Annotated in this window: 12 protein-coding genes; 5 read left to right on the top strand and 7 right to left on the bottom strand. The window is 71.6% G+C overall.

All coding sequences use genetic code 11. The features are described from left to right. Together ACLD7X_RS14645 and ACLD7X_RS14640 are read right to left on the bottom strand one after the other, a co-directional pair. Nucleotides 1-1,609, bottom strand: a 1,609-nt coding sequence (locus ACLD7X_RS14645; protein WP_411424394.1) for a serine/threonine protein kinase, incomplete at its 3' end; no start/stop codon positions are given. Then, nucleotides 1,609-2,610, bottom strand: coding sequence for a cysteine synthase A (locus tag ACLD7X_RS14640; RefSeq protein WP_411424393.1), 1,002 nt, complete (start codon nucleotides 2,608-2,610; stop codon nucleotides 1,609-1,611). The genes ACLD7X_RS14640 and ACLD7X_RS14645, both read right to left, overlap by 1 nt. A 67-nt stretch (nucleotides 2,611-2,677) precedes the next feature. Here ACLD7X_RS14640 and egtB point away from each other — a divergent pair, with 67 nt between their 5' ends. From egtB to ACLD7X_RS14615, 5 genes are read left to right on the top strand one after another with little or no spacing between them, the layout of a single operon-like run. Further along, complete coding sequence (gene egtB, locus ACLD7X_RS14635; protein ID WP_412006951.1) at nucleotides 2,678-3,886, top strand: ergothioneine biosynthesis protein EgtB; 1,209 nt, start codon at nucleotides 2,678-2,680, stop codon at nucleotides 3,884-3,886. After that, nucleotides 3,883-4,872, top strand: coding sequence for an L-histidine N(alpha)-methyltransferase (egtD, locus tag ACLD7X_RS14630; RefSeq protein ID WP_411424391.1), 990 nt, complete (start codon nucleotides 3,883-3,885; stop codon nucleotides 4,870-4,872). The genes egtB and egtD overlap by 4 nt, the downstream gene beginning before the upstream one ends. Before the next feature lie 2 nt (nucleotides 4,873-4,874). Beyond that, nucleotides 4,875-5,126, top strand: coding sequence for a hercynine metabolism small protein (locus tag ACLD7X_RS14625; protein WP_411424390.1), 252 nt, complete (start codon nucleotides 4,875-4,877; stop codon nucleotides 5,124-5,126). Beyond that, nucleotides 5,123-5,602: a hercynine metabolism protein gene (locus ACLD7X_RS14620; protein ID WP_411424389.1), complete on the top strand. Its 480-nt coding sequence runs from the start codon at nucleotides 5,123-5,125 to the stop codon at nucleotides 5,600-5,602. The genes ACLD7X_RS14625 and ACLD7X_RS14620 overlap by 4 nt, the downstream gene beginning before the upstream one ends. A gap of 23 nt (nucleotides 5,603-5,625) precedes the next feature. Continuing rightward, nucleotides 5,626-6,423, top strand: a complete 798-nt coding sequence (locus ACLD7X_RS14615) for a YdcF family protein (RefSeq protein ID WP_411424388.1) — start codon at nucleotides 5,626-5,628, stop codon at nucleotides 6,421-6,423. 97 nt (nucleotides 6,424-6,520) lie between these two features. Here ACLD7X_RS14615 and ACLD7X_RS14610 read toward each other — a convergent pair whose 3' ends face one another. The 5 genes from ACLD7X_RS14610 to ACLD7X_RS14590 all read right to left on the bottom strand — a co-directional run. After that, nucleotides 6,521-6,784, bottom strand: coding sequence for a hypothetical protein (locus tag ACLD7X_RS14610; RefSeq protein WP_035832975.1), 264 nt, complete (start codon nucleotides 6,782-6,784; stop codon nucleotides 6,521-6,523). Between the two features lie 104 nt (nucleotides 6,785-6,888). After that, nucleotides 6,889-8,400, bottom strand: a complete 1,512-nt coding sequence (gene lysS / locus ACLD7X_RS14605; protein WP_411424386.1) for a lysine--tRNA ligase — start codon at nucleotides 8,398-8,400, stop codon at nucleotides 6,889-6,891. 43 nt (nucleotides 8,401-8,443) lie between these two features. Then, complete coding sequence (rpaB, locus tag ACLD7X_RS14600; protein WP_411424385.1) at nucleotides 8,444-9,208, bottom strand: response regulator transcription factor RpaB; 765 nt, start codon at nucleotides 9,206-9,208, stop codon at nucleotides 8,444-8,446. 180 nt (nucleotides 9,209-9,388) lie between these two features. Beyond that, nucleotides 9,389-10,696 carry an ABC transporter substrate-binding protein gene (locus tag ACLD7X_RS14595; RefSeq protein ID WP_411424384.1) on the bottom strand — a complete coding sequence of 436 codons (1,308 nt, stop codon included), beginning with the start codon at nucleotides 10,694-10,696 and terminating at the stop codon, nucleotides 9,389-9,391. Nucleotides 10,697-10,732: 36 nt separating this feature from the next. Further along, the coding region (locus ACLD7X_RS14590) for a hypothetical protein (protein WP_411424383.1) at nucleotides 10,733-11,180 on the bottom strand (448 nt) is incomplete at its 5' end.

The following is an 11,180-nucleotide window of genomic DNA, read 5'->3' as shown; positions in this document are numbered from 1 at the left end:
AGGCCGAGATCACCTGGGTCTGCAGGGGCTCGGCGCGGATCGGCTCGATCTGAACGCTGGCCAGGATCTGCTCAGCGGCGGCATACCAGAGCTGGCGGAAGGGTTCGGCCGGGACGGCGGCGCCGGAGCGGCCCGGCAGGAAGTTCTGGGCGCTGCCCGAAACGAGCTGGCGCAGCACTTCGGGGCTGAGACCCTGCTTGACCAGATCGGCCTGGCGACGTTCCCAGTCGCCGTTGCTGTAGCTGCCCAGTCGGCGACGGATCTCCAGCGGCAGCTGTTCCACCCGGGCCAGCCACTCCTCGGCCAGCTCGTTCCACACCTTCCGCAGCGGGGCGTCCTCGAGGGAGTCGCTGGGGAGGCGGCCGCCGCGCTCCGGGAACTGGGCGAGCAGGCTCGCGTCCACCAGCTTGAGGAACCAGGAGCGGTCCACCTGCATCGCCCGCAGCCGGTTGAGCAGCTGCTGGCGCTGATCCACCTCGGCCGGCGGCAGGCTGCTCGGCAGCTGCAGGGCGGCATCCGGTGTGGAGGGGGCCGCCTGCTTGCCACGGCTGAGCCACCACCAGCCCAGGGCCGTACCGACCACGGCAGAGAGCACCAGGGCCATCACCACCGGCCAGATGCCCCCCTCGGCGGCCTCATCGCGCTCCTCGCCCCGGCTGCGCCCCGTCCTGGCGGGCACGGTGGCATGGAGCGGGGGGAGCTCTGGCTGGGGGGCCGGCGGGACCGGCTGCGCGGGAGCCGGGGTCGCCGCGGCGGCCGTCACCGGCGGTGGCACCAGCACCACGGTGCGGTCGGCGCGGGGAACGGGGCCGGTGCTCTCCGGCATCGGCAGGGCCTGGAAGGCCGCCAGGGCCTGGGTCGCCGAGGCGAATCGCTGCTCCGGCTCACGGCTGAGCAGGCGCTGCAGGGTGCGGTGCAGATCGGGTTCGCTGGCCAGCGCGGCCGGCCAGCGCCAGCTCAGGGTGACGGGGTCCAGCAACCGGGCAGGGGGATCGCCGCTCAGCAGCACCAGGGCTGTCACCCCGAGGGCGTGGAGATCCATCCACGGCAGGGGGCGGCGCGTCTGGGCGAGCTCCGGTGGGGCAAACCCGGGGGTGGCGGCCACGCCACCCACCACGAGGCCGTAGTCGAGCAGCACCGGCAGCCCGTCGCTGTCCCGGCGCAGCAGATTGGCCGGGCAGAGGTCCCCGTGCACAAGGTCCTGGCCGTGCAGCACGGCCAGGACCGGCAGCAGCTGCCGCAGCAGCAGCAGCACCTCCCCGGGCCCGAACACCATCTGGCGTTCCCCCCGGACCTCGACGATCTCCTGGTAGGTGCGGCCGCCCTGCCACTCGCGCACGAGCCAGAGGGCAGCGTCGGCACGCAGGCTGCCCCCCAGCCGGGGCACCTGGGGGTGCAGCACGCCCTGCAGCCGGCCCCAGAGTTCGAGCGCCCGCCCCTGATCCAGCTCAGGTCCGAGTCGACGCAAGGCCACGGGAGCATCGCCCGCCAGCTGGTCCCTGGCGCGCCACAGGCTCCCCTGGCTGCCCTCGCTGAGGCACTGTTCCAGCCGGTAGCGCTCGCCGATGATCTGGCCCGGCTGGGCAGCGGCAACGGAATCGGAGGCCATCAACCTGCCGGGACCAGGGTGCGCTCAGGTTGGCGCAGGCCCTTGCCTGCCAGCCAGTCCCGGTCGTAGAGCCGGGACCTGTAACGGTCGCCGCTGTCACAGAGCACGGTGACGACCGTGTGACCGGGGCCCAGCCGCCTGGCCGTTTCCACCGCCGCCGCGACGTTGATGCCGACGGAGCCCCCGAGGAAGAGCCCCTCCCGCCAGAGGAGGCTGTAGATGGTCTCGAGGGCCGACTGGTCGTCGATGCGGACGGCGTCGTCCACCGGGGCTCCCTGCAGGTTGGCCGTGACCCGGCTGTTGCCGATCCCCTCGGTGATGGAGCTGCCCTCACTGCTGAGCTCCCCCGTGCGGGCCCAGCTGTAGAGGGCGCTGCCGTGGGGATCGGCGAGCACGCACCGCACCCTGGGGTTGCGTTCCTTGAGGTAGAGGGCGACACCGGCGTAGGTGCCGCCGGTCCCGGTGGCCGCCACCCAGGCATCCACCTTGCCCGCGGTCTGCTCCCAGATCTCGGGCCCGGTGCTCGCGTAGTGGGCCCGACGGTTCGCGAGGTTGTCGAACTGGTTCGCCCACACCGCTCCCGGGGTCTCGGCTGCGATGCGGCCGGAGAGCTTCACGTAGTTGTTGGGATCGCGGTACGGCACCGCCGGCACGGTGCGCACCTCCGCCCCGAGGCTGCGCAGCAGGCCGATCTTCTCGGCGGACTGGGTGTCGGGGATGACGATCAGGGCCCGATACCCCCGGGCATTGCACAGGTGGGTGAGGCCGATGCCCGTGTTGCCGGCCGTGCCCTCGACCACCGTGCCGCCGGGCTGCAGCGATCCCTCCTGCTCCGCCTCCAGAAGAATGCCCAGGGCCGCCCGGTCCTTGACGGATCCTCCCGGGTTCATGAACTCCGCCTTGCCGAGGATCTCGCAACCCGTCAGCGCGCTGAGCGCCTGCAGGCGGATCAACGGGGTGTGGCCCACCGCTCCAACGAACCCCTCAGTGATGCCGCCCATGGCGTGAAAACCGCGTGGCGGGATCGTAGGCAAGCTCCCTATGGTCAGGCCTGACCCCGGCCATCCCATGACCAGTGGCCTGCAGGCCCGGCTCCGCCAGGTTCGCCAGCAGAGTCTGGCCCTGATCGAACCGCTGGAGCCCGAGGACCTCTGTCTGCAGGGCATGGCCGATGCGAGTCCGCCCAAATGGCACCTGGGCCACACGACGTGGTTCTTCGAGACCTTCGTGCTGCGGCCCCAGCTGGAGAGAGGTCAGGACCTGGCGTTCGAGCCGGCGGACCCCCGCTGGGGCTTTCTGTTCAACAGCTACTACGACGCGATCGGCGCTCGCCATCCGCGTCCCCAGCGGGGTCTGCTCAGCCGCCCCTCCATCGCCGCGGTGCTGGACTGGCGCCACCGGGTGGATGCGGCCCTGGAGCTGCTGCTGCAGCAGCTGGAGGCCTGGACGGAGGAGCGGCATCCCCCTGTGCTGGAGCTGGTGGAGCTCGGCCTGCAGCACGAGCAGCAGCACCAGGAACTGCTGCTGATGGATCTGCTGGACGGCTTCAGCCGCAATCCGCTCGAGCCTCCCTACGGGCCCGGGCCTGAGCGGGCCTTCGAGACGGCCTGGCGCGGCTCCGACCGTCACCAGCCCACCTGGCTGGAGCACCCCGGTGGGCTGGTGAGGGTCGGCCACGCCGGTGGGGGGTTCCACTTCGACAACGAGGCCCCGCGCCATCGCCAGTGGCTCGAGCCCTTCGCCATCGCCGCTCGGCTGGTGAGCAACGCCGACTACGCCGCCTTCATCGCCGACGGCGGTTACGACCGCCCCGACCTGTGGATGAGTGAGGGCTGGGCCGTGGCCACCTCCCGCGGCTGGCGGACGCCGCGTTACTGGCGGGACAACCTCGAATTCAGCCTCGCCGGGCCGGTGAAGCGCCATCCGGAAGCCCCGGTGCGGCATCTGAGCTGGTTCGAAGCCGATGCCTACGCCCGCTGGGCCGGCGCCCGCCTGCCGACGGAAGCGGAGTGGGAGGTGCTGGCGCTGCACCTGCCCCGGGCCCACGGCCTGCTGTGGCAGTGGACCGCCAGCCCCTACCGTCCCTATCCGGGCTTCCGGGCAGCACCCGGAGCCGTGGGGGAATACAACGGCAAGTTCATGAGCTCCCAGATGGTGCTGCGCGGCAGCTGTTTCCTCACCCCGGCCGGCCACGCCCGCAGCTCCTACCGCAACTTCTATCCGCCCGCCTGCCGCTGGATGGCGGCGGGCCTGCGGCTGGCCCAGGATCGCCGATGAGGACCTGCCCCCTGATCGACCTGCACCCCGAGACCGCCGACATGGCGGCACTCGTGACGGACGGCATGGAACAGCGCCCCCGGCAGCTGCCGGCCTGGCTGCTCTACGACGCCCAGGGCTCCCGGCTGTTCGAGGCCATCTGCGCCCAGCCGGAATACACCCTCACCCGGGTGGAGACGGCCCTGCTGGAGCAGCGGGCGCCTGAGCTGGCCGCCAGCCTCGGGAAGGGGGTGCTGGTGGAGTTCGGCGCCGGCAGCGCCCGCAAGGTGGCCCCCCTGCTGCGGGCCCTTCAGCCGCCGGCCTACGTGCCCCTGGACATCAGCGCGGACCACCTGGCCGCCGCCTGCGCCGAACTGCAGGCCGAACATCCGTCCGTGCCGGTGCTGGGCATCTGCTGCGACTACAGCCGTCTGCAGCGGCTCCCCGACCATCCCCTGCTCGCCGGCCAGCGGCTGCTGGGCTTCTACCCGGGCAGCTCGCTGGGCAACTTCACGCCGGCGGAGGCCAGGAGGCTGCTGGGACAGTTCGCCAGGCTGCTGGGCCCGGGCAGCCGGCTGCTGATCGGCATCGACCAGCCCAAACCCGCGGCCCGCCTGGAGGCGGCCTACGACGACGCGGCGGGAGTCTCGGCGGCCTTCGCCCGCAACCTGCTGGTGCGCCTCAACCGCGACCTGGACGGCGATTTCGATCCGAGCGCCTTCGAGTACCAGGCCCGCTGGGAGGCCGAGCACAGCCGCATCGCCATGGCCCTGATCAGCCGGAGGCGCCAACGGGTCCGGCTGGCGGGCCGGAGCTGGACCTTCGAGCCCGGCGAGCAGCTGATCACCGAATACAGCCTGAAGTACACCCCGGAGGCCTTCACCGCCCTGGCCGCCGCGGCCGGTTGGCGACCCCGATGCCGCTGGAGTGATCCGGCGGGGGATCTCTCCCTCCATCTGCTGGAGCAGGATGGCGTTGTGCAGGATGGCCGTGTACGGGAGGGCTGAGCATGGGCCGGGAGGAGCAGCGGGCGGCAATGCGCCGCATGCGGGAGGGACTGATCGCCGAGCTCGAGGACCTGTACCGCCAGGCCTTCGACCGCATCGGCGATCAGCAGCTGGGGGAGGGGGCCGTCGCCCGCCTGACCCAGCTGCTGCTGCGGTCCCGCGAAGCGGCGATCACCCCGCTGCAGGAGGAAATCGAGGCCCCGCTGATCACCAGCCCGGCCGGTGATCCGACCGGAGGAGCTGCAGGTCCGTGAGCTGGCTCGACGACCTGGAAGCCCGGCTGGAGCGGGAACTGGAGACCTTCCTCGCCGCCAACCCCGACCAGGAGGCCCTGCTGCGGGATCAGGAGGATCGCGACCGGCAGGCCCACCTGCGCTCCCAGCGACGGGGCCTGCAGCAGCAGGCGGAGCGGCAGCGGCAGGGCCTGCTGCAGCTGGCCAGCCAGATCCGCCAGTGGCAGGAGCGCACCGACAAGGCCCGCGACGCCGGCGCCAGCGACCTGGCCGAGCGGGCCGAGCAGCATGTGGGGGAGCTGATGCAGCAGGGACGCCGACGCTGGCAGGAGCTGGAGGCGCTGGGGCAACGGTTCGCCGCGGTGGAGCAGGAGCTCCTCGGCCTCGCCAGCCGCCAGGCCCGGAGCCGCGCGGGCGATGGGCCCAGCCTCGAGCGTGACTGGGCCGCCTTCGAAGCCCAGCAGGAGCTCGAAGAGCTGCGCCGCCGTCAGGGCTGAAAGGCCCCGGGGCCGCGACCGCCATGGGATTCCTGCTCACGAAGCTGCTGCCGCTTGCGCTCTACCCCCTCGGCCTCGGGCTGCTGGTGCTGCTGGGGGGTCAGGCCGGAGGAAACCGCCGCTGGGCCCGCGGCCTGGGCTGGGCGGGGATCGGCCTGATCTGGCTCTTCGCGATGCCGTTGACCGCCCGCCAGCTGATCTGGGGGCTGGAGGAGCACAGCGCCAGCCTGGCCCCCCGCTCCCTTCCCAGCGCCGATGCGGTGGTGGTCCTCGGTGGAGGCCTGCGCCCCCCCCTGGCGCCACGCACGGCGGTGGAAGTGGGCGAAGGGGGCGACCGCCTGCTCACCGGCGTCCGCCTGCTGCGCCAGGGGAAGACGCCGATCCTGGTGGCCAGCGGCGGCCGGGTGAGCTTCACCGCGGGCGACCCTGCCCCACCGGAGGCGCACTGGGCCCGCGATCTCGCCCTGGAACTGGGCGTGCCGGCGGATCGCCTCGTGCTGAATGACCGCTCCCGGACCACCGCCGAGGAGGCACGCGACATCGGCGCGCTGGCCCGGCGCCGGGGCTGGCAGCGGGTGTTCCTGGTCACCAGTGCCTTCCACATGCCCCGCTCCCTGGCGACGTTCCGGCAGCGGAGTGGGCTGGAGGTGATCCCGGTGCCGGCCGACTACCAGCTGCCCAGCCGTGCAAACTACGGGCGCGCCACCCTGGGCAGCACCCTGCTGGACCTGGCGCCGAATGCGGAGGCGCTCCACCTGAGCACGGTGATGCTCAAGGAGCACCTGGGGCTGCTGGTCTACCGATGGCGCGGATGGAGCTGAGCCCGGTCGGTGGTGCAGGTGGAGGGGTAAGTGGCGGACCGATCAGCCGGGGTGGCAGCCGGGTGGCAGCGGACCGCCCTCAGCTCTTCCGCAGCCGTCATTTCTTCGGTGCCGGCGGCACCAGGCTCACGCCCTCGGGGGGAGGCGTGGGATCCGGGTCGGCGATCAGCATGTGCTGCAGGACGATCTCGGGGCGTTCACTGTCGCGCCAGCGGATGCGGTAGGCCGGCATCTTGGTGCCCCGGCTGGTGGTCTGCTCCACCGGCTCCATCACCCAGCCGCGCCTGGAGCGCCCCTGGGGGTTGCGCTTCACAACCGCATCTGCGTGCTGGAAGCGGAAACCGACGCGCTCGCCACTCATGGAATCGCTGCCCCCGGTGGGGGAGATTGCCTACCGAACCCATTATCTCATTGTGCCCCTCGGGGCCGGCCCTGCCGGCCGGTCGCGGCCTGGGGGGCGACAGCTCAGCAGGCCGGGACCTCGGCCTTCTGGTCAGGCCGCAGCAGGGGGAAGGCGATCACGTCGCGGATCGAGGCGCTGTCGGTGAGCAGCATCACCAGCCGATCGATGCCGATCCCCAGACCCCCCGTCGGAGGCATCCCCACCTCCAGCGCATGGAGAAAGTCCTCATCGACCGCCTGGGCCTCGAGATCCCCGGCAGCCTTGCGCGCCTGCTGGGCCTCGAGACGCTGCCGCTGGTCGACCGGGTCGATCAGTTCACTGAAGGCATTGGCGGTCTCGCGACCGACGATGAACAGCTCGAAGCGCTCCACCATGCCGGGCTTGCTGCGATGGGCCCGGGCCAGGGGGGAGTTCTCCACCGGATAGTCGATCACGAAGGTGGGCTGGATCAGCTGGCCCTCGACGCACTGCTCGAAGGCCTCCACCAGCAGCCGCCCCACCGAATCGGCCAGTTCAGGCACGGCGAGGCCGCGGGCCTCCATGGCGGCGGCGGCGTCTTCCCGGCTCGCGAAGCCGGTGAAGTCGAGCCCGCTCGCGTCCTGCACCAGTTGGTGCATGGTGGCCCGCCGCCAGGGCGGCGTCAGGTCGATCTCGGTGCCCTGGTAGGTGATCCGGGTGGCACCGCAGACCTGCTGACAGACGTGGGCGATCAGCTGCTCGGTGAGGTCCATCATGTCGGTGTAGTCGGCATAGGCCTGGTAGACCTCCACCGAGGTGAACTCGGGGTTGTGGCGCGTGCTCACCCCCTCGTTGCGGAAGATGCGCCCCAGCTCGTACACCCGCTCGAACCCACCCACCACCAGGCGCTTGAGATGGAGCTCGGTGGCGATGCGCAGGGTGAGGGGCAGATCCAGAGCGTTGTGGTGGGTCTCGAAGGGCCGGGCATCGGCACCGCCCGGCTGGCTCTGCAGCACCGGCGTCTCGATCTCGAGGAATCCCCGCTCATCCAGCCAGCGGCGCATGGCACTCACCGCCAGGGCACGGCGCCGGAAGGTCTCACGGGTGTGGGGCGAGACGATCAGATCGAGGTAGCGCTGGCGGTAGCGCTTCTCCACGTCGGCCAGGCCGTGCCACTTGTCCGGCAGGGGCTGCAGGCTCTTGCTCAGCATCGTCCAGCCCTTCACCTTCACCGAGAGTTCACCCCGGTCGGTGCGGCGAAGACTGCCGTGCACACCGATCAGATCGCCCGCGTCCACCAGGGAGGTGATGTGGGCGAAGGCCTCGGGGTCTTCCGGCATGGCCGAGGCGAGGGTGGCCTTTTCGATGAACAGCTGGATCGGACCGCTTTCATCGGCCAGGGTGAAGAAGGCGAGCTTGCCCATCACCCGCCGGGTCATCACCCGGCCGGCGACGGCCACGGCCACGTCCCGTTCCTGGCCATTGGCCAGGTCGGCATGGTCGACCTGGAGGTCGGCGGTGCGATGGGTCGGCTCGAAGCGCAGCGCATAGGGACCCTGGCCCAGGCTGGCGAGGGTCCGGGCTTTCTCCAGGCGGGTCTCGCGCAGCTCCGACACGGGGGAGGGGATCTCAGCTGCGGGCCATCCTGCAGGAGCGGGGTCAGCCGGCGGCGGTCATCCCTCCGTCTCCCATCCGCTGGGAGGCATAGCCGGTGCCCCGCACGGTGAGGATCAGCTCGGGGTTGCGGGGGTCGGGCTCGAGCTTGCCGCGCAGCCGGGCGACGTACACATCGACGACCCGCAGATCGGCGGCCCGCCGGGGCGGGTACCCCCACAGCTGCTCGAGAATCTCGGCGCGGGGCACCACCCGGCCGGGCTCGCGGAAGAGCAGTTCGAGCAGGCTGAATTCGGTGTAGGTCAGGGCGATGCGCTCGCCTTCGCGGGTCACCTGACGGCGGTTGGTGTCCACCACCAGATCACCCACCCGCAGCACACCGCTGCCACTGGACTGTTCCCGGGGCTCCGTGGCCGCCGAGCCGCGACCGACGCGGCGCAGGATCGTGGCGATGCGGGCCTCCAGCTCCTTGGGGCTGAAGGGCTTGGGCAGGTAGTCGTCGGCACCGAGGTCCAGGCCGGACACACGCTCGGCGATGGCGTCGAGGGCCGAGAGGAAGATGATCGGCACGCAGGATTCGGCCCGCAGCCTGCGGCAGACCGCGAAGCCATCAAGCTTGGGCAGCATCACATCCAGCACCACCAGGTCGGGCTGTTCCTGGTGGAAGAGGCTGAGCGCCTCCTCGCCGTCCTCCGCGCAGATGACCCGATAGCCGGCCAGCTGGAGCCGCATCAGCAGCACCCGTCTGACGGCGGACTCGTCGTCAACGACGAGCAGGGTGGCCTTGGGCTCCGCGGGCGTGGTCGGCATGTCCGCAGAGGGCATGGGCGAGGCGCCGCAGGGATGAAGAAACGCAACCTTACCCCTCGGCCCGGCCTGGGGTCATCCCCCGGATCGACGCCTGGCGGGCCGATCTGGCCGGATTTAAGCATTTCTGAAGAAACAGCGGGATCGGCGCGACCCTGCTAACGGCGCCCCGGTCGGGGTCGCTCAGGGCCAGCGGGCGGCGGCGTAGCGGTCCCACTCGCGGCGGGCCTGGGTCAGGGCCGCATCGCTGTCGACCTGAGCGAGCATGGCCCGCTGGAGCTGGGTGTACAGAATCGCCTGGAGCCGCTTGATGCCCGGGATGGCCGGCACCAGCACCTGTGCCCGCTCCAGGGTGGTGGCCGACAGCAGGCGGGCGTCCTCCACCAGCTGCTCAGCGGGGCTGCGCTCGCCCCCCCGGCGCAGGCTGGTCTGCAGGCGCTGCAGGGCTTCCCGGGACGAGGGCAGCACCCGGGCCTGGTCGGCGAAACGGTACTGGTTGGCCGCATCGGTGAGGAACAGGCCGAAGCTCACGGCCTCGGCGGCCATGGCGCTCTGCCTCGGCACCACCAGGTTCATCACCGCCACGTTGGCGGCTCCGTCAGCACCGGTCAGCGGGGGGTAGGGCGCGGTCCGGGAGGCCACGCCGGGGGCATTGGTCTGCAGGTTGCGCAGGAAATCCGGCCCGGTGGCGACCTGGGCCAGATCACCGGACTGGTACAGCTCGATCGCCCGCCGGTAGCCCTGGCTCACCACCTCCCGGGGCAGCAGACCGCGGCGGTAGAGATCGGTCCAGAACGCGAAGGCCCGGCGACCCGCAGGGCTGTCGAAGGCGGCCCGCTGGCGGTCGTCCAGGAGCCGCACCCCCATCTGCACGAACGACTCCAGCAGTTCGGCCGAGTCGTCGGGCACCACCGTCATGAACAGCGCGTAGCGACCGGTGCGGCGACGGACCGCCTCGGCATAGGCCGGCACCTCCTCCCAGCGCGACGGCGGAGCGGCGTAGCCGGCGCGCTGCAGCAGCTGGCGGTTGGCCATGGTGATCCTGGCGGTGAGGTACCAGGGGATGGCGAACTGGTCGGTGCCCTGGCGGCCTGCCGCCCAGATGCCCGGCAGGTAGCGCTGGGCGGCTCCCTCCGGCAGCTCCGGGGTCAGGTCGAGCAGCCCTCCCTTGCTGGCCAGGTTGGCGGCAAAGGGGGGGTTGAGGTTGACGAGATCCGGGGCGGTGCGGGCAAACACCGCCGCCAGCAGCTTGCGCTCCACCGAGGCCCAGGGCACATCGGTCCAGCGCACCCGCACCTGGGGATGCTGGCGCTCCCAGGCGTCGATCACACCGCCGATGTAGTCGTTGAACTTCGGGGCCAGATCGAGGGTCCAGACGTTCAGCTCCCGCCGCCCATCGGCGCCGCGGCGTCCGCCACCGCAGGCCCCCAGGGCAGCGGAGCCGCCGCCGGCCAGCAGCAGCCACAGCAGTTGTCGGCGCGTGACGCCCATCGGCTTCCTCCCCATCACGTCATGGCGCAGCGTCAGTCAACTGCGCAAGCCCGGTGCCTGCTGACGCCAGAGCAGCAGCTGCAGGGAACACAGCATCGGCGCCAGCAGAGCGGTGAGGAGAGTCTGGGCGCACAGGGTGTGAAGCGCCCCCTCACCGAGCTGGCCGCGCCAGAGCTGTTGCAGCAGCACCGTGGCCCCCACCAGGGCCGTGCCCAGCAGGGCCAGCAGACCGAGGCTGAAGCTGCGCTCGATCGGGGGGCCCTTGCGGCCGAGCCGTCCCCACCACCAGCCCAGCAGGATCAGGGCGGGGATCTGGGTGACCTCGCCGAGCACGAGCGCATCCAGCATCAACCCCAGGCCCAGCCCGGCGAACGCCCCGGACAGGGGACCATCCACCAGGGCCCAGGGCAGCAGCCAGAGCACGGCCCAGCTGGGCGGCACACCGGCCAGCTTGACCGCCCCTGGAGAGGCCAGCACCAGGAAG

It is taken from the genome of Aphanothece microscopica RSMan92 (genome assembly GCF_046613545.2).
Taxonomy (GTDB): domain Bacteria; phylum Cyanobacteriota; class Cyanobacteriia; order PCC-6307; family Cyanobiaceae; genus NIES-981.
Note: the sequence above shows the minus strand (reverse complement) of the source record. Positions and strands in the feature narration are given on the sequence as shown.